General features: G+C 70.9%; 18 protein-coding genes and 2 pseudogenes. 7 read left to right on the plus strand and 13 right to left on the minus strand.

What is annotated here, in order from left to right; translation table 11 throughout:
• Positions 1–140: 140 nt before the first annotated feature.
• The 4 genes from OC490_RS04645 to OC490_RS49510 form a co-directional block, all read right to left on the minus strand.
• Positions 141–539: a DUF6174 domain-containing protein gene (locus tag OC490_RS04645; protein ID WP_262056489.1), complete on the minus strand. Its 399-nt coding sequence runs from the start codon at positions 537–539 to the stop codon at positions 141–143.
• 181 nt (positions 540–720) lie between these two features.
• A complete protein-coding gene (locus OC490_RS04650) occupies positions 721–1,464 on the minus strand; it encodes a YcnI family protein (RefSeq protein WP_262056490.1) in 744 nt (247 codons plus the stop codon).
• Entirely contained in the window at positions 1,395–2,195 is an 801-nt protein-coding gene (locus OC490_RS04655) for a hypothetical protein (protein WP_262056491.1), read from the minus strand. The genes OC490_RS04650 and OC490_RS04655 overlap by 70 nt, the downstream gene beginning before the upstream one ends.
• Positions 2,196–2,204: 9 nt before the next feature.
• Positions 2,205–2,357, minus strand: coding sequence for a hypothetical protein (locus tag OC490_RS49510; protein WP_410098548.1), 153 nt, complete (start codon positions 2,355–2,357; stop codon positions 2,205–2,207).
• A 219-nt stretch (positions 2,358–2,576) separates the two neighbouring features.
• Between OC490_RS49510 and OC490_RS04665 the strand changes: the two are divergent.
• Positions 2,577–3,357: pseudogene (locus OC490_RS04665) on the plus strand (cation diffusion facilitator family transporter); the annotation flags it as partial.
• Between the two features lie 77 nt (positions 3,358–3,434).
• On the opposite strand, the gene OC490_RS04670 reads toward OC490_RS04665, so the two are convergent.
• The 3 genes from OC490_RS04670 to OC490_RS04680 form a co-directional block, all read right to left on the minus strand.
• A complete protein-coding gene (locus tag OC490_RS04670) occupies positions 3,435–4,025 on the minus strand; it encodes a DUF3105 domain-containing protein (RefSeq protein ID WP_262056778.1) in 591 nt (196 codons plus the stop codon).
• A gap of 208 nt (positions 4,026–4,233) precedes the next feature.
• A complete protein-coding gene (locus tag OC490_RS04675) occupies positions 4,234–4,626 on the minus strand; it encodes a hypothetical protein (protein WP_262056492.1) in 393 nt (130 codons plus the stop codon).
• 478 nt (positions 4,627–5,104) lie between these two features.
• Entirely contained in the window at positions 5,105–6,310 is a 1,206-nt protein-coding gene (locus OC490_RS04680) for a magnesium and cobalt transport protein CorA (RefSeq protein WP_262056493.1), read from the minus strand.
• Between the two features lie 188 nt (positions 6,311–6,498).
• On the opposite strand from OC490_RS04680, the gene OC490_RS04685 reads away from it, so the two are divergent.
• Positions 6,499–7,620: a winged helix DNA-binding domain-containing protein gene (locus tag OC490_RS04685; protein ID WP_262056494.1), complete on the plus strand. Its 1,122-nt coding sequence runs from the start codon at positions 6,499–6,501 to the stop codon at positions 7,618–7,620.
• A 4-nt stretch (positions 7,621–7,624) separates the two neighbouring features.
• Here the strand turns inward: OC490_RS04685 and OC490_RS04690 are convergent, their stop codons facing one another.
• Entirely contained in the window at positions 7,625–8,272 is a 648-nt protein-coding gene (locus OC490_RS04690; RefSeq protein ID WP_262056495.1) for a LysE family translocator, read from the minus strand.
• 66 nt (positions 8,273–8,338) lie between these two features.
• Between OC490_RS04690 and OC490_RS04695 the strand changes: the two genes are divergently transcribed.
• Positions 8,339–9,205, plus strand: a complete 867-nt coding sequence (locus OC490_RS04695; protein WP_262056496.1) for a LysR family transcriptional regulator — start codon at positions 8,339–8,341, stop codon at positions 9,203–9,205.
• 85 nt (positions 9,206–9,290) lie between these two features.
• Positions 9,291–9,479, plus strand: a pseudogene (dmpI, locus tag OC490_RS04700) (4-oxalocrotonate tautomerase DmpI); the annotation flags it as partial.
• 93 nt (positions 9,480–9,572) lie between these two features.
• Here the strand turns inward: dmpI and OC490_RS04705 are convergent.
• The 3 genes from OC490_RS04705 to OC490_RS04715 all read right to left on the minus strand — a co-directional run bounded on the left by OC490_RS04705 (position 9,573) and on the right by OC490_RS04715 (position 14,393).
• Positions 9,573–10,364 carry a S1 family peptidase gene (locus OC490_RS04705; protein ID WP_262056497.1) on the minus strand — a complete coding sequence of 264 codons (792 nt, stop codon included), beginning with the start codon at positions 10,362–10,364 and terminating at the stop codon, positions 9,573–9,575.
• Between the two features lie 201 nt (positions 10,365–10,565).
• Complete coding sequence (locus OC490_RS04710; protein WP_262056498.1) at positions 10,566–13,385, minus strand: ATP-binding protein; 2,820 nt, start codon at positions 13,383–13,385, stop codon at positions 10,566–10,568.
• Between the two features lie 174 nt (positions 13,386–13,559).
• A complete protein-coding gene (locus tag OC490_RS04715) occupies positions 13,560–14,393 on the minus strand; it encodes a LuxR C-terminal-related transcriptional regulator (protein WP_262056499.1) in 834 nt (277 codons plus the stop codon).
• A gap of 125 nt (positions 14,394–14,518) precedes the next feature.
• Between OC490_RS04715 and OC490_RS04720 the strand changes: the two genes are divergently transcribed.
• Positions 14,519–16,195, plus strand: a complete 1,677-nt coding sequence (locus OC490_RS04720) for an AMP-binding protein (RefSeq protein ID WP_262056500.1) — start codon at positions 14,519–14,521, stop codon at positions 16,193–16,195.
• A gap of 8 nt (positions 16,196–16,203) precedes the next feature.
• The gene (locus tag OC490_RS04725) at positions 16,204–17,817 is read left to right on the plus strand and encodes an AMP-binding protein (RefSeq protein ID WP_262056779.1); all 1,614 of its coding nucleotides are present in this window, start codon (positions 16,204–16,206) and stop codon (positions 17,815–17,817) included.
• Here the strand turns inward: OC490_RS04725 and OC490_RS04730 are convergent.
• Positions 17,814–18,521: a hypothetical protein gene (locus tag OC490_RS04730; protein ID WP_262056501.1), complete on the minus strand. Its 708-nt coding sequence runs from the start codon at positions 18,519–18,521 to the stop codon at positions 17,814–17,816. The two genes, OC490_RS04725 and OC490_RS04730, sit on opposite strands and share 4 nt — an antisense overlap.
• Positions 18,522–18,702: 181 nt before the next feature.
• Here OC490_RS04730 and gcl point away from each other — a divergent pair, with 181 nt between their 5' ends.
• A complete protein-coding gene (gene gcl, locus OC490_RS04735) occupies positions 18,703–20,487 on the plus strand; it encodes a glyoxylate carboligase (protein WP_262056502.1) in 1,785 nt (594 codons plus the stop codon).
• Positions 20,488–20,559: 72 nt separating this feature from the next.
• Here the strand turns inward: gcl and OC490_RS04740 are convergent, their stop codons facing one another.
• On the minus strand, positions 20,560–20,799 hold the full coding sequence (locus OC490_RS04740; RefSeq protein WP_262056503.1) for a hypothetical protein: 240 nt from the start codon (positions 20,797–20,799) through the stop codon (positions 20,560–20,562).
• Positions 20,800–20,962: the final 163 nt, after the last annotated feature.

The raw sequence follows: 20,962 nt of genomic DNA on the forward strand, positions 1-20,962 counted from the left end.
CCCCCGGCGGACCCCGCCACGCGCGTCCTGCGAAGGATGCGTGCCTGTGCGCCGCGGCAGCCGTTGCGACCGTCGACGTTCCGCGGGTCTCCGCCTGCCGGGACGTTGCCGGAGGCCCAAGACCGGTGGGGTGAGCCGGGTCAGCCGCCGGTCGGATCGTAGGAGCTGATGACGTAGAGGGCCTCGTCGTCTATGGCGTTCTTGTCCCCGTCCAACGTGATCCGCAGAGGGTGCCCGTCGGCCGCGTACTCCGCCTCCGCCGTGTCCGCGTGGTCGCGGCGGGCCTGGTCCAGTCTCTTCAACAGCTCGCCCATCGTGGGCACTTGACCGGGCAGTTCGCGTGACTGCCGTCGGCTGTCCGCGTCGATGCCCGTCACCTGCGCCACCGTGCCGTCCCGGACCTTCACCCGGAAGGTCCCCGCCAGGACCTGGGTGGTCGAGGTCAGCGTGTAGTCGTACGAGGCGGGCTCCTCCCAGGTGGTCTCCGCCTTGCCCGCCTCCACGGAGGCCGACGGCCCGGAGGCGCAGGCAGTGGCCACGCACAGCAGAGTCCCTGCCAATGCGGCAGCGGACACGGAATACGGACGGGGACGTGCGGCCGTCATGGTGGCTCCCTCGATGTCGAGTACCACTGTGACGCCGGCCGCCCGACCTACGTTCGTGGAGTAAGAGGCCGTCGCCCCGGGGCAGTTGTGGCCCCAGGGCGACGGCTTTCGGACGTCAGCTCCGAGACGAGGCAGCTCGCCGTTTCACCAGCCACCACGCGCCGCCACCCAGTACGAGCAGGACGACGACGGTCACAGCGATCAGCGCGCCCGAGGACATGCCGTCGTCCTCGTCCGCGGCCGTGTCACTGGCGGCTGTCGAAGCGTCCGGTCGGGATGTCGCCGCAGAGGGAGTGGGTTCCGCGGCGCTGGGTGTCGTGCTCTCGGTAGGGCTGGGGCTGACCGGCTTGGCGCCCGGGGCCGCGGCCTTCAGCTTCAGGACCGGCGCGGGCTCCTCGGGTTCCTCGCCACCGGTGGGCAGTTCGATCCAGCGGGAGATCTTCCCGTCGCTGTAGGTCTCGACGGTCTTGAAGACCAGTTCCTTCGCGTCCGGCAGCTGCCGGACCTTGATCGTGTGCTCGGCGTCGACTCCGGCCTTCAGTGCTGGGCCGCCAACGGTGTAGCCGTCGTCGGTGGCCGTCAGCTTCCACTTCTCGGGGGCCTGGCCGAGCGTCACGTCACCGGGGGTGACGCCTTCGGGGAGCACGATGCGCAGCGTGGTGAAACCGGCCGAGCTGGACTCCGCCTCGGACACGAAGCTGAGGGTGACGTTCTCGGCGAGCGCCTGGGGGCGGTCGGCCTCGACCTCCGCGTGGGCGGCGGCCGGTGCGGCCAGAGCGAGTGTGGCCGTCAGCGCGGCTGCGCCGGCGAGAGCGACACGGCCGCCGGCGCGCGCCAGCGGGTGGGTGGATGCGGACACAGGGGAACTCCTTGCTGGTACGGGAGGATCCGGTCCGGCAGGTGCCGGAACCGGTGAAGGACTGGAAGGCGTTCCCGCGGTGGTCCCCTGCGCACCACCGCGTGTTCCAGTACCTCCTCCCGCGCTTGTTTCGCCGCGAAGAACCCGTTCGTACGTGCCTCGGGCAGCCGGGGCAGCGCGCGGTCCGGTTCGGCCGGCGTCCGCGGCAGCACCTGGGCCAGGGCGGCAGCGGCGGCCCCGGCCAGCGTGCGCAGCGTGCCGAGCGCGGCCGTCATGCGTACGTCCGCCCGGTGCAGCAGCCAGGCCACCGTCAGCGCGGCGAACGTGTGCACGATCGTCATCGCCGCCCCGGCGTGGTGCCAGGCGTGCCCGTCCCCGGAGGCCGCGGCCATGTGCCCGGGGTGCATCGCGTGCGGCATCGCCGTCGAGGCGTCGCCGGCCGTGGCGGACAGGGCGAGATGCAGCAGGCCCTGCATGGCCAGCGTGGCCATGACCGTCGCGACCGGCGCGTAGCGGCGACGGGCGAGCGGCCAGACCGCCGCGAACTGAGCCGCGATCAGTACACCCACCAGCCGCCAGGGCACCGTGCCTTCGGCGATCGCGTGATGCCCGAAGGTCGCGAGCACGGTGCCGAGCACGGCGAACAGGCCGGCCCGCGCACACGCTCCCGCGTGGCCGGCCCGGCCTGCTCCGGCACGTTCCTGGTACCCGGTCACGTGATCAGGTGGCACGGTCGCCCATCATCCCCTACTGGGCGTTCTCACGACCGCGCGCCGAACGCCTCGGCCGGCAGCTCGGGCGTGCGGGCAGGTAGACGTAGAGGTAGGGGTGGGGCCGTGGGGGTCGACGACCCCGGTACGCACCGCGCCGGGGATGAAGCCGCGCATCACCATGAAGGACCGCAGATCCGCCTTGTACGTCCGCCAGGCAGGTACCGATAGGCAGGCCGACGACCGCGGCAATGCCCCCGTAGGGAAGGAAGACCAGGGCCACGGGGACGCCGAAGAGCACGGCGATGACCCACCGGACTCGCGGGGCGGTCAGACGTTCGTCGTGGACGAGCCGGCTGGTGGAGGTCACGCGCGTTCACTTCGTCGTATACGTCGGGTCGGGTGGGACTGTTCACGGACGCGGCGCACACGCTCACCGACGCCGCCTCGATCCGTGCTCGCCCTGATCGCGATGCGACTGGCCGCGCGCCCGGCCCGCGGCGGCTTCACCTACGGCCTCAAGCGCGCCGAGATCCTCTCCGCCCAGGCCAACGGGCTGACCCTGCTGCTCGGTACGTGGCCGGCCTACGAGGCGATCCGCCGGCTGGCCGACCCGCCGGAGGTCGAGGGCGGGCCGATGCTGGGCACCGCGCTCGTCGGCATCGTGGTGAACGTGGTGGCCGCCTGGTGCATCTCCAAGGCCAACCGCACCCCGCTGAACGTCGAGGGCGCCTACCAGCACATCCTCAACGACCTGTTCGCCTTCGTCGGCACCGCGATCGCCGCGCTGATCATCGTCCTGACGGGCTTCACGCGCGTCGACCCCATCGCCACGCTGGTCGTCGTCGCCCTCATGTTCAAGGCGGGCTACGGGCTCATCCGCGAGTCGGGCCGCATCTTCCTGGAGGCGGCGCCCGCGGACATCGACCCGGACGCGCTGGGCGACAGGCTCGTCGCCCAGCCGACCGTCGTCGAGGTCCACGACCTGCACATCTGGTAGAGCACCTCCGGGCAGACCGCCCTCGCGGCCCACGTCCTGGTCGAGGCCGGCGGCGACTGTCACGCCGTCCGCCGCGACCTGGAGAAACTCCTCCAGCACGACTACGGCATCACCCACACCACCCTCCAGGCCGACCACGCACCGGAGAACGTGCTCCAGGTGGCACTCCCGGGCGACCGGTCACCGGGAGCGGCGTACGCCTTGGATCCGGTGGTGCGCCACCACGGAACGGACAGGGCCGCGATTGCCGGCGCCCCCGCTCACACGGACTTCCCGCCCGTGCACACGGCACCCGGCTCCGGAGTCTGCTTGCCCTGCACGTACTTGGCGAGGAACTCCCGCACACGCGGATCCGACGCGGACTTCACACCCAGCTGCTTGCCCCAGGCGGACACGACGATGGGGGAGGACTGGTCGGCGTAGGGGCTCATCAGGGTGTACGGGGTCTGCTTCACCAGCGTCTGCAAGGCACTGACGTCCTTGGCGGTGGCCTTGTCGGTGTAGGTGACCCAGACCGCGCCGTGCTCCAGGGAGTGCACGGCGTTGGCTTCGTCGATCTCCTGGGCGTACACGTCGCCGTTGCAGTTCATCCAGGTCGGGTCGTGGTCCCCGCCGGTCGCGGGCGACATCTTGTAGGTGACCGGGGTGCTGACGTGGTTGCGGCCCAGGTTCTTCCAGGACTTCTCGCCCTTGACCGGGGTGGCGGCAGCCTGTTCCCTCGCGTCCTGCTTCTTCTTGTTGTCCAGGAGGAAGTACCAGGTGCCGCCGACGAGTCCGGCGACGATGAGCCCGCTCAGGGTGACGGTGAGGATCCGGTTGCGGCGTTCGCGTGCGGCTTCGGCGCGACGCATTTCCTCTATCTTGGCGCGGCGTTCGGCACGCTGTGCTTTGGCTCCGGCGGAACCCATGGCATGTCCTTGTCCCCGTCGTGCGTGAAAGGCACGACGGTGCGGTCGAGCGGTCGGTGGGCAGCCCGCGTTCCCGCGATACGGAGGCGGGGACGGGGCAGGAAGGATCGGCGGGCGCGGCCACAGAGGCAGCCGCGCGGAGCACACCGGCCTAGATCCGCTGAACCTGCAGTTGGTGAATGCCGGGGGTGACACCGCGGGTCCGCGCTGACCCGCGCGGGGGTGCAGTCGCTGCCTTCAGGACAGCCGCAGCCAGGTCAACCGCCTTGGCCGGCGGCACCGGAGTCGGCGAGGTGGCGCCCGTGACGGCCCGGACCACGGGACGGCAGCCCGCATCGCCAGGACCATGCGCCGGGCCCGGGCACTCGTGCTCCCAGCCCGGCTCGGAGACCGTGTCCACAGTGATCGCCACGACCGGCACGGGCATCCCGCCCGCCGCGACCGTCTCGTCCGCGATGTGCGCGCACACCGGGAGCACCGCCACCGCGGCGACGAGGAGGGCGACGCAGCGCAGCGCGAGAAGCGAGCCGACGCGTCGTGACACGCCCCTGAACCCCCTGCGCCATTTCCTCATCGCGCCAGATCGTAGCCAAGGCGCAGGTCGCCACGGAACGGAGGATGCTCAGGAGGCGCCGCCAGGTCGTCGCGCCAGTGCTCGCCGACCGGCTGCTGTCACAGACAAGCAGAGGCCCCTTCCGGTTGTGTGCTGTTCGGGGCCTGTTTCAACCGCACTGGTGGTCCCACGCGCCGAGGTCGTAGCCCTCGCGAACCAGGCCGAGTGAAAGTCCGGTGGGCACGGCGTTCTGCATGGCTGCCACTGTCTGTGATGCGCTGCGGGTTGACGGGCTCTGCAGGGGGCGCCGCGCGGGAAACCGGGCGGGTCGATGTCGCAGGCATAAGGAGCGGGCTGTCATTTGTCTCTCCCCGAATTCTCCCCAGGCACTCCCCAGAGCCCGTCATGGCTCTGTTTTCGGGAGGTGCGAGAGCAGAACACGCGACGGGCTTGAGGGGTGCTGCCTGGCCTAGAGCCAGTCCCGCCGCTTGAAAATCAGGTACAAGCTCACGCATACCACCCCCATCAGGCCGATCGCGAAGGGGTATCCGAAGCGCCAGCCCAACTCCGGCATCCGATGGAAGTTCATCCCATAGATCGTCCCGACCAGCGTCGGCGCGAACAAAATCGCCGCCCACGACGAAATCTTCTTGATCTCCTCGTTCTGCTCGAACCCCGCCTCCGCCAACGCCCGCATCTCCGCGTTCTGTTGCTGGGTGACCAGGGTCGCGTTCACCGTGAGGATGTCCGCGAGGGCCTGGCGGAAGCTGTCGACCTGTTCGCTGGTGTGGGTGACGTGGTCGGCGACGTCGCGGAGGTAGCGCTGGAGTTCCTCGTCCGTGCCGTACTTTGCGAAGCCCGCCATCAGGCTGTGCAGCATGCCCACCAGGGGGCGGGTGGCGCGCTGGAACTCGACCATTTCCCGGGAGAGTTCGTAGATGCGCCGGGAGACCGCCGGGTCGCCGCGGAAGACCTCCGTCTCGATCTCGTCGATGTCGGTCTGGACGCCGGCTACCACCGGCGCGTAGCCGTCGACGACCGCGTCGAGGATCGCGTACAGCACCGCCTCGGGGCCGAGGTTCAGCAACTCCGGTGATTCCTCCATGCGTTGGCGCACCGCCGACAGGTCGGGGGCCGCACCGTGCCGGACCGTGATCACGAAGTCCGGGCCGACGAAGACATGCAGTTCGCCGAAGTCGACCTCCTCCGGTGTGTCCAAGTACCGGGCGGCGCTGAGGACTACGAAGAGCGTGTCGCCGTAGCGTTCCAGCTTGGGACGCTGGTGGGCTTCCATCGCGTCCTCGACCGCCAGGGGGTGGAGGTCGAACTCGGCGGCCAGGGAGAGGAGTTCGCGTTCGGTGGGGCGGGCGAGGCCGATCCAGGCCATGCCGGACGGCTGTTCGCGCAGTTCGCGGAAGGTGTCGGCGAGGGTGTCCGGAGCCGAGACCCGCACCCCGTCCCGGTACAGCGCGGCCTGGACGACGCTGCCCGCGTCGGAGGGTTCGGAGAGGGGTGCGTCGGTGGCGGAGGGCGGGGGCTCGGGCCTGGGGGCCGGGGGCGGGGCGGGCGTGCGGCGCCAGCCGGACTTCCTGGCGGCCCTGCCGATCCTGCCGGTGCCGGCGATCCTGTCGGTCCAGCCGTTCTTCGAGGTGGGGCGGGCGCGTCGCTGGGGCATCGCGGTGCCTCTCGATCGGGCCTATGACTACGTCTGCGTCTGCGTCTGCGTGATCACGGAGCACGAGCAGGATATACGGGGCAAACGCCCCGGGCGTCGGAACGGGCTCCGGAAATCGGTGAGAGTGGTGAGCGCGGTGAGGGGGTTGCGGACCGAAGGTGTCCGCAATCGTCGCTAGCGTGCGGAGTGTGACCAAGGCGAAGACTCCGACCGCTCCCGTACTCGACCTCCGCGCTCTCAGCCGCGCCACCCTCGACCGGCAGCTCCTCCTGCGCCGCTCCGCCCTCCCCGCGCACGCCGCCGTCGAGCATCTCCTCGGCCTCCAGGCCCAGAACGTCAAGCCGCCGTACTACGCGCTCGCCGCCCGCCTGGACGGCTTCACGCCCGGGGCGCTGTCCGGGCTGATGGCGGAGCGAGAGGTCGTACGGATCGTCACCATGCGGTCCACCATCCACACCCACACGGCCGCTGACGCGCTCACCCTGCGCCCGCTGGTGCAGGCCGCCCGCGATCGTGAGCTGGGCGCCTTCCGCAAGGGGCTCGTCGGCGTCGACCTGGACCGGCTCGCCGTACTCGCCCGTGAACTCGTCGAGGCCGAGCCGCGCACCATGAAGGAGTTGCGCGAGGCGCTGCTCGTCGAGTGGCCCGACGCCGACCCGCAGGCCCTCGCGATCGCCGCCCGCTGCACGCTCCCGCTCGTCCAGGTCACCCCGCGCGGACTGTGGGGCCGGAGCGGCCAGGTCGCGCTCACCACCGCCGAGCACTGGCTCGACCGACCCGCCGAACCCGTGCCCACCCCCGACGCGACCGTGCTGCGCTATCTCGCCGCCTTCGGCCCGGCCTCCGTCAAGGACATGCAGACCTGGGCCGGCCTGACCCGGCTGCGCGAGGCCTTCGAGCGACTGCGCCCGCGACTCGCCACCTTCTACGACCCGAACGGCGTCGAACTCTTCGACCTCCCGGACGCGCCCCGCCCCGCCGCCGACACCCCGGCCCCGCCGCGCTTCCTGCCCGAGTTCGACAACCTGCTCCTCTCCCACGCCGACCGCACCCGGGTCGTACCGGCCGAGTACTGGGGCCGCGCCTGGCAGGGCAACGTCGCCCACCGCACGTTCCTGGTCGACGGCTTCCTCGCTGGCGTCTGGAAGATCGAAGACGCCGACGGCCATCACCACCTCGTCATCGAACCCTTCGGCAAGCTGACCAAGGTCGAGAAGGACGACGTGACCGCCGAAGGGGCGCGGATGCTCGACACCATGCACCCGGGGACGTCGTACGACATCCGGTTCGGGACCGTCGTAGGGCAGTAGAGGTTCAGTCCGCGCGGCCCGTCACCGCGACCGTCACGCCCAGGCCGATCATCGTGCAGCCGCCCGCGCCGCCGATCAGGGACAGACGGCGGTCGGAGCCGGCGAACCAGGTGCGGGCCGCCGAGGCCGTCAGGCCCCACAGGGTGTCCGTGACCAGGCCGATGGAGATCGGGATGAGGCCCAGCAGGAGCATCTGGAGCGGGACATGGCCCGCCGAGTGGTTCACGAACTGGGGGAGTACGGCGGCGAAGAACACCACGCCCTTGGGGTTGGTGACGCCGACGAGGGCGCCGTCGAGGACCGTGCGGAGGTCGCCGCGCGGTTCCGCCGTGGCGGCCGTCCGCATCGCCGAGGCCTTCAGGTCCTTGCGGTGGCGGAAGGCCTGGACCCCGAGGTACACGAGGTAGGCCGCGCCCGCGAGTTTCACCGTCAGGTAGATCGTGACCGACCGCTCCACCAACGAGCCGATGCCGAACGCCACCGCCGCCACCAGGACGTACGAGCCGAAGACGTTGCCGATCGCCGTCGCCACCGCCGTGCGGCGGCCGTGGGCGAGCGCGCGGCCGATGACGAACAGGACACTCGGCCCCGGGATCACGATCACCAGCAGCGACATCGCCGCGAAGGCGAGAAAACGGTCCGTGGACACCATGCCTGTCACCCCTATCGAGGGGCTCATTGAAACAGGCGTCCGGGAGCCCCCTCTAGAGTCGAACCCATGGAATTGCGGCAGCTCACCTACTTCGTCGCGGTCGCCGAGGAGCTGCACTTCGGGCGGGCCGCCGAGCGGCTGCACATCGTGCAGTCGGCGGTCAGTCAGCAAGTCCGGAGGCTGGAGCGGGAGTTGGGCGCCGAGCTGTTCGACCGCTCGCCCCGGCGGGTCCGGCTCACGGGGGCGGGGGAGCGGCTGCTGCCCGAGGCGCGGGCGGTGCTGGCCGCCGCCGAGCGGGCCCGTGCCGCCGTCACCCCGCCGCCGGGGCTGCGGATCGGCACCAGTACCGGGCTCGGCGCGCATCTGGACCGGGTCCTCGGCGCGTTCGCCGAGCGGGCACCGGACGTGCCCGTCGAGCTGTTCTCGCTGCCGGTCGGCGAGCGGCTGGTCCGGGTCGCGGGCGGGCAGTTGGACGCCGCGTTCGTCCGGGCCGTCGAGCCGGTGCCGGGCGTACGGGTGCGGCCCCTGTGGCCCGATCCCCTCGTGGCCGCCGTCCCCGCCTCGCATCCGCTGGCCGGGCGCCCCGAGCTCCGCGTCGACGAACTGGCCGCGCTGCCGCTCGCGCTCACCGAGCGCCGGAACAATCCCGCGCTGGTCGATCTCGTCGTCGGCGCCTGTCACCGGGCAGGCTTCGAGCCGCTGCCCGGACCCGTGAGCGGGTCCCTCCAGGACACGCTCGCCAGCATCGGCACCCGCCCGCTGTGGACCGTCGTCTACGCCTCCCACGCGCGCGTGCTGCACAACCCGCGCGTGGCCTTCGTACCGTTCGAGGCGCCCGGTCTCGCGCTGTCGACGGGCCTGGCCGTGCACGCCACGCGTCGGCCCCCGTATCTCGACACCCTGCTGCTGGCCTGCGGCGATCACGAGAACTGATCGTGGCCTTCGCGGACTGCTTCTTGGTCGGGGACGCCCGGCGCGGTGAACTGGAGTCACCCGACAGACACACCACTCAAGGGAGTTCAGCATGCCCATCGTGACCATCCAGCAGGGACCGCGTGACGTCGAGCTGAAGCGCGACCTGGTCAAGCGGGTCACCGACGCGTTCGTCGACGCGTACAAGATCCCCGCCGAGACCGTGCAGGTGTGGATCCACGAGGTGCCCGCCGACAGCTGGGGAGCGGCCGGACAGCTCATCGCCGACAAGTAGCGGGCACATGGATAGGGTGCGTTGCGGGCTGCTCGTGGAAGCCCGCAACGCACCCTGGTATTTCCCTGAGGTGTACTCAGGAGACCTTCCGGGTTACGAGTTGACCTGTGTGGTCACCAGGCTGGAGAACGTGGTCAGCCGGGTGTAGACACCCGGGTAACCCGCCTCGGCACAGCCCTCGCCCCAAGAAGTGATCCCTGCCAGGACGCCCCCGATGAGCAGGGGACCGCCGCTGTCGCCCTGGCAGGTGTCTACGCCGCCGGATGTGTATCCGGCGCAAACCATGTCGGTCTGGACGAAGTCCGAACCGTAGGAGCTCTTGCAGCTGGTGTCGGACACGATCGGCACGGTCGCCGTCCGCAACTGGTTGGAGGAGCTGCCGTTCTCCGAGGTGGTGCCCCAGCCGAGGATGCGGGCGGTGGTGCCTGCCGCGTACACGCTGGTCTGTGAGGAGGAGACGTACGACGCCGTGGTGTACGGCATCGACGTCGACAGGGTCAGCACGGCCACGTCGTCGCCGTTGGTGGCGTCGGTGTAGCTGGGGTTGATCCAGATCTTGCTGACCTTGCTGACGGTGCCGTTCGTACCGTTGAGGTACGTACGGCCGCCCACCACGCGCACGCTGCTGGTGGTCTCGCCGACCATGCAGTGGGCGGCGGTGACCACCTTGGTGGCGGAGACGAGCGTGCCGCCGCAGAACTGGTTCTGCGAGGCGTCCGTGATCTGCATGACGAACGGGTACGACGTCGTCGTGGTCGTGGAACCGCCGACGATGGGCTGGGGGGCTGCCACAGCGGTGGGGGCGCTGAGCAGTGCGGTCGCTGCGGCAGCGGCTGCTGCTGCGACGACTGCGGTGGTTCTCTTGGCGCGGTTGAGCCCGAACATGAGTCTCCTCATTGGGTTGCCGGTGGGGGTCGCGCGGGTGTGGGGGGTGCAACGGGGGTCGCGGGACCGACCCCCGTATGCCCGGGCGAGCGGCACACCCATAAGCTAGAACCCGGCACACCCTGCTCCCAATGAGGGAACCCCCTAGGGGAGTTGGGCAGGGAAAACCCTCGGTCGCCGCACAGTTAACCCGTAGGGTCCTCAGTTCGGACGACGCCCCGCCGCCAGTCGGACGATATCCACCCGCGAGCGGATCCCCAGCTTCCGGTAGACCCTGGTCAGCGTCGCCTCGACCGTCTTGACGCTGATGAACAGCCGCGCGGCGATCTCCCGGTTGGTGGCGCCCTCCATGACCAGCGCGGCGACCTGACGCTCCATCGAGGCCAGCCCGTCGAGCCCGTCAGGGGCGGGCGGCGCGGGGGTGGCCGCGGGCGCGGGCTCCGGCGGGCGGGTGACGGCGGCCTCGTCCACCTGTCGCAGCCAGGGCAGGGCACGGCAGCGGCGGAAGAGACGAGTCGCCTCGTCGTACGACGTGGGCCCGGGCTGCCGGGTGCGCAGCGTGGCCAGTGCGAAGGCGGCGCGGGCCTCCTCCAGGCCGTAGCCGAGTTTGGCGAGCCGGTCCTGAACGGACGTCAGTTGTGCCACGGCGGCGTCGTGTTCGCCGCGGGCCGCGCGCACCAGGGCCTCGGCGCGGTCGAGTACGGCGAGGACGCTCTCGCGGCCGAGCCGCAGCGCGCGCTCGCGGGTCACGTCGATGACGTCCTGGGCCTCGGCGGTCTCGCCGATCCGCACGAGGGCCTCGGCGAGGTCGCCGTGCCAGCGTCCGCGTGCGGGGTCGGTCACCTTGAGGGCCTGCTCCAGTTCGCGGACCCGGCGCAGCGAGCGGACGGTGCCGTGCGCGTCCCCGGCCACCAGCTGGGCGTATCCCAGGGCCCCGAGGGCACGGGACAGATACATCTGGTCGCCGTCCTCCTCGGCGTGCTCGACCGCCTCCCGGGCCAGCGCGAGGGCTTCCTCGACGTCACCGCCGGAGGCCTCGGCGAGCGCGGTGAGCATCGCGGACGCGGTCTGGCCGATCCCGGAGTCCCGGGCCAGCCGCAGGCCCTCGCGGGCCAGGTCGAGGGCGCGACCGCAGTGACCGGAGCGCAGTTCGGTCTCGGCGAAGCCGCGCAGGAAGTGCACCTCGCTCTCCACCGAGCCGCGCCGCCGTACCTCGCGCAGCAGCGCGGTGATGGTGGCACGGGCCTCGGGCAGCTGATCGCTCATCACCAGCCAGCGGAACCGGGCCGAGCCTGCGCCGTTGTGATGGCACGCCACCCTCGGGTCCTGCGGCTCCTTCAGCGCGCGCTTGATGGTGAGGGGGGCGTCCGGATGGCCCATCAGGGTCTCGGTCTGCGCCTGGAAGGAGAGCGCGAGCAGTTCGGTGCGCCGGTCGCCGGCGAGCGCCGCCAGCTCGGCCGAGCGCGCGGTCTCCGCCCGGGCCTCGGCGAAGTCGCCCTCCACGAGCAGGGCGCGCCAGGCCAGTTGGTAGCGGACCAGGGCGAGCAGCCGGGGGTCGTCGCCCGCGTCGGCGAGGGCCTGCGGGAAGACGGCGTCGACGTCCGCCATGGAGTGGCCGGCCGTGTCGATGACGATGATCCAGGCCCGCACCCGCTCGGTGGGCACCGAGGTCCGGGTCAGCACCTCGCGCGCGATGTCCCGGGCGAGGTCCAGCTCGCCCGCGGTGATCGCGTCCTCGGAGGCCTGCAACCGCCGCTCGTCGGGACCCGGCACACTGTCGGCCGGAGTGTGCCGGGCGGCCAGCAGTCCGAGGGAGGCGGCGACCGAGGGCGCCCCGCGATCACGGGCCAGGGTGGCGGCCTCGGCGAGCCGGGCGGCCACCTCCGGGTCGGTGCCGGTGGTCGCGAGGGCCAGGTGCCGGGCGCGCTCGATGGGGTCGGAGGCCGCGGTGGACAGCGCCGCGTGCGCGGCCCGCCGCTCCTGTGCGGGGGCCTCCGCGTACAGCGCGGCGGAGATCAGCGGATGCGCGAACCGTACGGCGGGCCCCTCGGGTTCCGTTGCCAGCAGGCCGAGTTCGGCGGCCTGGGCGGTCTCCGCCTCGGCGTTCTCCCGGCCCGCCGTCTGCAGCAGGGCCACCGTCGGGCGGGCACCCGCGCTGGCGACCAGCAGGGTGCGGCGCGCCTCGGCGGGCAGCATGTCGAGCCGGCTCAGCACCAACGCGCGTAGCGACGTGGGCACCGGCAGCGGCTCGCCGGGTCTGGGCGGGGTGGGGTTCTCGGCGAGGGCGCGGCCCAGCTCCAGCGCGAACAGCGGGTTGCCGCCACTGGTGCGGTGGATCTCGCGGACCGTGGAGCGGGGCAGCCCGGTGTAGCCGCGGTCGTCGAGCAGCGCGGAGACCTGCGTCCGGGAGAGCGGACTGAGCCGGAACGCGAGGGTGTCCGGCGGGGAGGCGTTCAGATAGCGGTCGTACTCCTGGCCCTCGGTGCGCACCGCGAAGATCATCTGGACCTGGGTGTCGCCGAGGCGGCGGGCGGCGAAGCCGAGGAGCTCCGCGCTGGCCGGGTCCAGCCACTGCAGATCGTCCGCCACGACGAGGACCGGGCCGTCGGCGGCGAGCGCGCGGAGCGCGGACAGGACCGCCAGGCGCAGCGCGAGTCCGTCGCGTTGGAGGGAGGACTCGCCGCGTCCGGTGAGCGCGGATTCCAGTGCCGTGCGCTGGGCGGCGGGCAGCCGCTCGGACACCTCGTCGAGGACCAGACCGAGGAGGTCGGCGAGGGCCAGGAAGGGGAGATGCGATTCGGACTCCGTGGCCGAGCAGCGCAACACGGTCCGCGCCGAGTCGCCGTATTCCGCGCTCAGCGCCCGCAGGACGGTCGACTTTCCTATTCCGGCGGAGCCGTGGAGCAGCACACTGCCACCGCCGGCGAGCTGGTCACGGGCGGCGTTGAACATCTCCTCCCGGCCTATGACCAGGTCGGGGCGGGTTCTGGCAGGCTCCTTGAAGTCCCGTCGCACGGTCACCGCTCCCCTCGTGTGTCGTGTCCGGGCCAATATTAGGCAATCAGTCCTTGAAATTCGGATGGATGGGGTGGTGAGGGAAATAACAACCGTGTGACAGGAGGAAATTCAAAGCTCCGATGAATGAATAGACGGCCCTCACCGGAGTCGGTACCCGGGCTCGAACCCGGGCCCGTCTCACGGCAGCACCCCTGCCCGCCGGGCCGCCGCCACGGCCTCCCCGCGGGTGTGCGCGCCCAGCCTCCGCATCGCCGAGCGCAGATACCCCTTCACCGTCTCCGGCCGCAGCCCGAGCCGCTCCGCCGCCACCGCGTTCGTCGCCCCGGCCGCCACGCACGCCAGTACGTCGAGTTCCCGGGGCGCCAGTTCCACGTCCCCGGTGGCCGCCTCGGCGGTCAACAGGCCGCAGGCGCCGAGGAGTTCGGCCCGCAGCGCCGGGTCCGGGATGCGCGGGGCCAGCGCCCGCAGCGCCGCGTGTGCCTCCCGCACCTGCTCCCACACCGCGCTCGCCGCAGGGTCGGGGGCCGGCGTCGGCAGCGCCGCGCTCAGCAGCTCCCGCACCTCCTCCCGGACCACCAGCGCCTGCTCCACGTCCCGGGCGGCCGCCATCGCCGCGCTCAGCATCCGGTCGCCCAACGGCTGGGCGGTGCGCAGCGCGCCGTAGAGGACACCGCGCACCCGGCGCCGTACGACGACCGGGACCGCGAGGATCGCGCGCAGGCCCTCGGCGGCCACCGGGGCGTCGTACTCGTGGCTGATCTGGCGGGAGGCGGAGTAGTCCAGGACCGCGCACGGGCGGGCCAGGGCGACCGCCTTGCCGCCGAGACCGTTGCCCGAGTTCACGGCGAGGGCGCGCAGGGCCGGGGTCGCCGTGCCGCTCAGTTCGCTGATGCGCATCTGCTGCCGACCGGCCTCGACCAGGCCGCCGAAGGCGACGGGCAGCCCCGTTCCGCGCCGCAGCCGTACCAGTGCCGCCTGAATCTCCACCATCCCCGCCGCGTCCGTCGCCACCCGCTTGCCCCTTCGTTGCGGCCGTTCTGCTGCACACACCCCCGTACGGGGGTAGTGAGACCCACATCACGGATTACACGATGTCAGAGAGCCGCCCGGCAATGGTCCGGTACCTAGGAGGACAGATGACGACGGCGAGTGAGTCGTTCCGCAGTGCGCGGGATTTCCTGTTGGCACATCGCGAGGACTATGCCACGGCCTACGAGGGTTTCTCCTGGCCCCGGCCCGAGCACTTCAACTGGGCGACCGACTGGTTCGACGTCATCGCCCACGGCAACGGCCGCACCGCGCTGCACATCGTCGAGGAGGACGGCCGCGAGACCCAGCTGTCCTTCGGCGAGCTGTCCGTCCGCTCGGACCAGGCCGCCCACTGGCTGCGCACCCGGGGCGTCCGCGCGGAGGACCGGATCCTGGTCATGCTCGGCAACCAGGCCGAGCTGTGGATCACCGCCCTGGCCGCGATGAAGCTGCGCGCCGTCGTCATCCCCGCCACCCCGCTGCTGGGCCCCGCCGACCTGCGCGACCGCGTCGAGCGCGGCCGGGTCCGGCACGTCATCGTGCGCGACGAGGACACCGGCAAGTTCGACGAGGTCCCGGGCGACTACACACGCATCGCCGTCGGCGCGGAGCGCCCCGGCTGGCTGGACTTCGAGGAGGTCTACGACACCTCCGCCTCCCTCTTCGTACGGGACCCCGCCCCGACCCGGGCCGACGACCCGCTGATGCTCTACTTCACCTCGGGCACCACCGCCCACCCCAAACTGGTCGAGCACACCCACACCTCGTACCCGATCGGCCATCTCGCCACCATGTACTGGATCGGCCTCCAGCCCGGCGACGTCCACCTCAACATCTCCTCGCCCGGCTGGGCCAAGCACGCCTGGTCGAACCTCTTCGCCCCCTGGAACGCCGAGGCGACCGTCTTCATCCACAACTACACCCGCTTCGACCCGGTCCGGCTGATGGCCGAGATGGACCGCGCGGGTGTCACCACCTTCTGCGCCCCGCCGACCGTGTGGCGGATGCTCATCCAGGCCGACCTGACCCAGCTGCGCACCCCGCCCCGCGAGGCCCTGGCCGCCGGGGAACCCCTGAACCCCGAGGTCATCGAACAGGTCCGGCGGGCCTGGGGCGTCACCATCCGGGACGGCTTCGGCCAGACCGAGACCGCCGTCCAGGTCTCCAACAGCCCCGGCCAGCCGCTGAAGACCGGCTCCATGGGCCGGCCCACCCCCGGCTACCGCGTCGAACTCCTCGACCCGGTCTCGGGCGCCCCGGGCGCGGCCGAGGGCGAGATCGCGCTCGACCTGTCCGACCCGCCGGTGGGCCTGATGACCGGCTACCACGGAGACCCGGACCGTACGGCGGAGGCGATGGCCGGCGGCTACTACCGCACCGGCGACATCGGCTCCCGCGACGAGGACGGCTACATCACCTACGTCGGCCGGTCCGACGACGTCTTCAAGGCCTCCGACTACAAGATCTCCCCGTTCGAGCTGGAGAGCGCCCTGCTGGAGCACGAGGCGGTGGCCGAGGCCGCCGTGGTGCCCGCGCCGGACGAACTGCGGCTCGCCGTACCGAAGGCGTACGTGGTGCTCGCGGCGGGCTGGGAGCCGGGACCCGACACCGCGAAGGTGCTGTTCGAGCACTCGCGCCAGGTCCTCGCCCCGTACAAGCGCATCCGGCGGCTGGAGTTCGCCGACCTGCCCAAGACCGTCTCCGGCAAGATCCGCCGGATCGAACTGCGCGAGGTGACGGCCGCGGGATCGGCCGCCGAGTACCGCGAGGAGGACTTCCGATGAACTCGCCGATGAACTCGTACAGCCATGGAACGAGCGGGACTTCACTCCTGGGCGACACGATCGGCGCCAACCTCGACCGCGCGGTGGCCGCCTGGCCCGACCGCGAGGCGCTCGTCGACGTACCGTCCGGGCGGCGCTGGACGTACGCCCAATTCGCCGCAGACATCGACGAGTTGGCGTACGCGCTGCTCGCGAGCGGGGTGGCGAAGGGCGACCGGGTCGGGATCTGGGCGATCAACTGCCCGGAGTGGGTGCTGGTTCAGTACGCCACCGCCCGCATCGGCGCGGTCATGGTGAACATCAACCCGGCCTACCGCACGCACGAGGTGGAGTACGTCCTCAAGCAGGCGGGCATCTCGGTCCTGTTCGCCTCGGTCAGCCACAAGACGAGTGACTACCGGGCGATGGTCGACCAAGTGCGGGGCAAGTGCCCGGAGTTGCGCGAGGTCGTGTACATCGGCGACCCGAGCTGGGACGCGCTGCTGAGCCGTGGCACAGGTGACGAGCCGTACCCCGAACTGTCCTGCGACGACCCCATCAACATCCAGTACACCTCGGGCACGACCGGGTTCCCCAAGGGTGCGACCCTCTCCCACCACAACATCCTCAACAACGGTTATTTCGTGGGCGAGTCGATCACCTACACCGAGCAGGACCGGGTCTGCATCCCGGTGCCCTTCTACCACTGCTTCGGCATGGTGATGGGCAATCTGGCGGCCACCTCGCACGGCGCGTGCATGGTGATCCCGGCCCCGTCCTTCGACCCGGCGGCGACCCTGAAGGCCGTACAGCAGGAGCGGTGCACGTCCCTCTACGGCGTACCGACCATGTTCATCGCGGAGTTGAACCTCCCCGACTTCGCGAGCTACGACCTCTCCTCGCTCCGCACCGGCATCATGGCGGGCTCGCCCTGTCCGGTCGAGGTGATGAAACGGGTGGTAGCCGAGATGCACATGGCGGAGGTGTCCATCTGCTACGGCATGACGGAGACGTCCCCCGTCTCGCTCCAGACGCGGCGGGACGACGACCTGGAACACCGCACGGGCACGGTCGGCCGGGTGCTGCCCCACCTGGAGGTCAAGGTCGTCGACCCGGCTACCGGTATGACCCAACCCCGGGGCACCGCAGGCGAGTTGTGCACCCGCGGCTACAGCGTGATGCTCGGCTACTGGAACGAGCCCGAGAAGACCGCCGAGGCGATCGACACCGGCCGCTGGATGCACACCGGGGACCTGGCCGTGATGCGCGAGGACGGCTACGTCGAGATCGTCGGCCGCATCAAGGACATGATCATCCGTGGCGGCGAGAACATCTACCCGCGCGAGATCGAGGAGTTCCTCTACACCCACCCGAGGATCGCCGACGTCCAGGTGGTCGGAGTACCCCATGAGCGCTACGGCGAGGAGGTGTTGGCCTGCGTCATCCCGCGCGACCCGGCCGACCCGCTGACCCTGGAGGAACTCCGCGCCTTCTGCGAGGACAGGCTGGCCCACTACAAGATCCCGACCCTGCTCCAGATCATGGACGCCTTCCCGATGACGGTCTCGGGGAAGGTACGGAAGATCGAGTTGCGGGAGCGGGCGGTGCGGCTCGGCCGGCCTGGGGCCGACTCCTCGAACTAGCCGCCCGCCGCGTCGAGTTGGTCCGCCGGCTCGTTCATCGGCTGGGGTGTGCCCGTGAGGTCGAGGACGAACAGGGGGACGCCGAGCGCGTCGGCGCGGACGCGGGCGTCGTCGGCGTATCCGGCGAGGGAGAAGTAGACGCACCCGGTGGACTCCGTCATCGCCGTCAGCCACAGGCACTCCACGTCCCGGAGTGAGGCCGGGCGCACGGTGGGGTCCACCTGCGCCAGGATGCCGCGGGCGGCCAGGCCGATGCCGGACGGGGGCCGCTGGTCGGCGCGGCGGATGTCCCGGTAGCCGAGCCAGCGCAGATAGAGCGCGGCGGCGGTGACCGCGTCGCGCGCGGTGCGGATCGTGACGGGCTGGAACGCGGGCCGGTCCCGGGCGCCGGTGTCGACCATGGCGACGCTCGCGGCCGGTTGCGCCGGCGGTTCCTCCCCGGCGACGGGAATCCGCAGCAGGGTCCCGCACGGGCAGCCCAGCTCCGGGTACGGCCACTCGTCCAGACGCCCACAGGCCTCGCAGCGCACCGCGATCCAGTCCTCGTCCCAGACCCGGTGGTTCACGACCGTGGCCGCGCCGTGCGGATCCAGCGGCGGGGCGACGGGGGCACCGCAGACGCAGGGATAGGACGGCGCGGCATAGACGTGCTCACGTCGGCAGGCCGGACAGAGCACCGGCACGCTCTCGGACATGGGCCCCATCGTCCTCCTGGAAACCCCTGCTTGTCCGTCTCTTGACGGCCTTCGTGCCTCCACTTACATTTCTTCCAGATAGTAGAATCTAGTTTCCGCAATGCGGAACTTGACGCGGAACTCATTACGGAATTACTCACCGCGGGGCGCGACGGTGAAGCGAATCCGACAGCCGAAGCAGGAGTACTCCATGGCTCGTATGACCGCTGCCCGCGCGGCAGTCGAGATCCTCAAGCGCGAGGGCGTCAGCGACGCGTTCGGCGTCCCCGGCGCGGCGATCAACCCCTTCTACGCCGCCCTCAAGGCCTCCGGCGGTATCCACCACACCCTCGCCCGCCATGTCGAGGGCGCCTCGCACATGGCCGAGGGCTACACCCGCACCCGCCCCGGCAACATCGGCGTCTGCATCGGCACCTCGGGCCCGGCAGGCACCGACATGATCACCGGCCTCTACTCCGCGACCGGCGACTCGATCCCGATCCTCTGCATCACCGGCCAGGCCCCGACCTCGGTGATCCACAAGGAGGACTTCCAGGCTGTCGACATCGCCTCCATCGCGGGACCGGTGACGAAGATGGCGGTCACCGTCCTGGAGGCCGCCCAGGTTCCCGGCGTCTTCCAGCAGGCCTTCCACCTGATGCGCTCGGGCCGCCCAGGCCCGGTCCTCGTCGACCTGCCGATCGACGTCCAGCTCACCGAGATCGAGTTCGACCCGGAGACGTACGAGCCGCTGCCGGTCTACAAGCCGGCCGCGACCCGCCCCCAGATCGAGAAGGCGCTCGCGATGCTCAACGTCGCCGAGCGCCCGCTGATCGTCGCCGGCGGCGGTGTCATCAACGCCGACGCGGCCGAACTCCTCGTCGAGTTCGCCGAGTTGACCGGTATCCCGGTCGTCCCCACCCTGATGGGCTGGGGCGCCCTGCCCGACGACCACGAACTGAACGCCGGCATGGTCGGCCTCCAGACCTCGCACCGCTACGGCAACGCGACCTTCCTGGAGTCCGACTTCGTCCTCGGCATCGGCAACCGCTGGGCCAACCGCCACACCGGCAGGCTGGACGTCTACACCGCCGGACGCACCTTCGTCCACGTCGACATCGAGCCCACCCAGATCGGCCGGATCTTCGCCCCCGACTACGGCATCGCCTCCGACGCCAAGGCGGCGCTGGAGCTCTTCGTGGCGGTGGCAAGGGAGTCGAAGGCGGAAGGCAGCCTGCCCGACCGCTCCGCCTGGGCGGCCTCGGCGCAGGAGAAGAGGTCAACTCTCCAGCGCCGTACGCACTTCGACGACATCCCGATCAAACCGCAGCGCGTCTACGAGGAGATGAACAAGGCCTTCGGCCCGGAGACCCGGTACGTCTCCACGATCGGCCTCTCGCAGATCGCCGGCGCCCAGATGCTGCACGTCTACCGCCCCCGCCACTGGATCAACTGCGGCCAGGCGGGCCCCCTCGGCTGGACCATCCCGGCCGCGCTCGGCGTCGCCAAGGCCGACCCCGAGGCGTCCGTCGTCGCGCTCTCCGGCGACTACGACTTCCAGTTCATGATCGAGGAGCTGGCGGTCGGCGCCCAGCACCGCATCCCGTACGTCCATGTCCTGGTGAACAACGCCTACTTGGGCCTCATCCGGCAGGCACAGCTCGGCCTGGACATCAACTTCCAGGTCAATCTGGAATTTGAGAACATCAACTCGCCGGACCTGGGCGTCTACGGCGTCGACCACGTCAAGGTCGTCGAGGGCCTGGGCTGCAAGGCGATCCGGGTCACCGACCCCGCCGAACTCGGCACCGCCTTCGAGCAGGCGAAGAAGCTCGCCGCGGAGTTCCGGGTGCCGGTCGTCGTCGAGGCGATCCTGGAGCGCGTCACCAACATCTCGATGAGCCGGACGAACGACATCGGCCAGGTGGTGGAGTTCGAGGAACTCGCGACCGAGCCCGGCCACGCACCGACATCGATCAGGACGTTGAAGGTCTGAGACGCGGGAGGAGAGGGGGCCGTCCTGAGGGACGGCCCCCTCTTTTGTGTGGCCGTGTTGTCGATCGCCGGCTCACCGGTCGTGGTGTTCCGACAGCCCCGGCCAGTCCTCCGGACCGCCGCCCTGCCACTCGATCAGGTCGCTCTCCTCGACCTCGATCCGGTCCAGGTCGGCCAGCCGCAGGATCTCGACCACGTCGTCCAGGTGGGAGGCGAGGCCGAGCGTCTCGTCGCCGGTGGTGACCCGGCGGGAGCCGTCCAGGGCCGGGGGGTGGACCACGATGTGCGGAAACTCCGTCGGTGGATGTGTCATGCGTCAAGGCTCCTGCGCGTACGGCGGATCCGCACCCGGAAACGCCGAAGAGCGCCGTGTCCGGCGCTCTTCGTGGTGGCCGTCCGACGGCGCGAGGCTGGGTGCGACAGGACGTTCGCGCCGCCGGACGGGGTCATGGGGCGGGGTGTTCCGGGTCGGTGTC

Source organism: Streptomyces sp. STR69, from assembly GCF_024519455.1.
Taxonomy (GTDB): domain Bacteria; phylum Actinomycetota; class Actinomycetes; order Streptomycetales; family Streptomycetaceae; genus Streptomyces.

Coding starts and splice junctions, on each gene's coding strand:
- OC490_RS49510 (WP_410098548.1), bottom strand. CDS start 2,357: ATGGTGATGCGCGGCTTCATCCCCGGCGCGGTGCGTACCGGGGTCGTC.
- OC490_RS04670 (WP_262056778.1), bottom strand. CDS start 4,025: ATGCGTCGCGCCGAAGCCGCACGCGAACGCCGCAACCGGATCCTCACC.
- OC490_RS04680 (WP_262056493.1), bottom strand. CDS start 6,310: ATGCCCCAGCGACGCGCCCGCCCCACCTCGAAGAACGGCTGGACCGAC.
- OC490_RS04690 (WP_262056495.1), bottom strand. CDS start 8,272: ATGGTGTCCACGGACCGTTTTCTCGCCTTCGCGGCGATGTCGCTGCTG.
- OC490_RS04695 (WP_262056496.1), top strand. CDS start 8,339: ATGGAATTGCGGCAGCTCACCTACTTCGTCGCGGTCGCCGAGGAGCTG.
- OC490_RS04705 (WP_262056497.1), bottom strand. CDS start 10,364: ATGTTCGGGCTCAACCGCGCCAAGAGAACCACCGCAGTCGTCGCAGCA.
- OC490_RS04720 (WP_262056500.1), top strand. CDS start 14,519: ATGACGACGGCGAGTGAGTCGTTCCGCAGTGCGCGGGATTTCCTGTTG.
- OC490_RS04725 (WP_262056779.1), top strand. CDS start 16,204: ATGAACTCGTACAGCCATGGAACGAGCGGGACTTCACTCCTGGGCGAC.
- OC490_RS04730 (WP_262056501.1), bottom strand. CDS start 18,521: ATGGGGCCCATGTCCGAGAGCGTGCCGGTGCTCTGTCCGGCCTGCCGA.
- gcl (WP_262056502.1), top strand. CDS start 18,703: ATGGCTCGTATGACCGCTGCCCGCGCGGCAGTCGAGATCCTCAAGCGC.
- OC490_RS04740 (WP_262056503.1), bottom strand. CDS start 20,799: ATGACACATCCACCGACGGAGTTTCCGCACATCGTGGTCCACCCCCCG.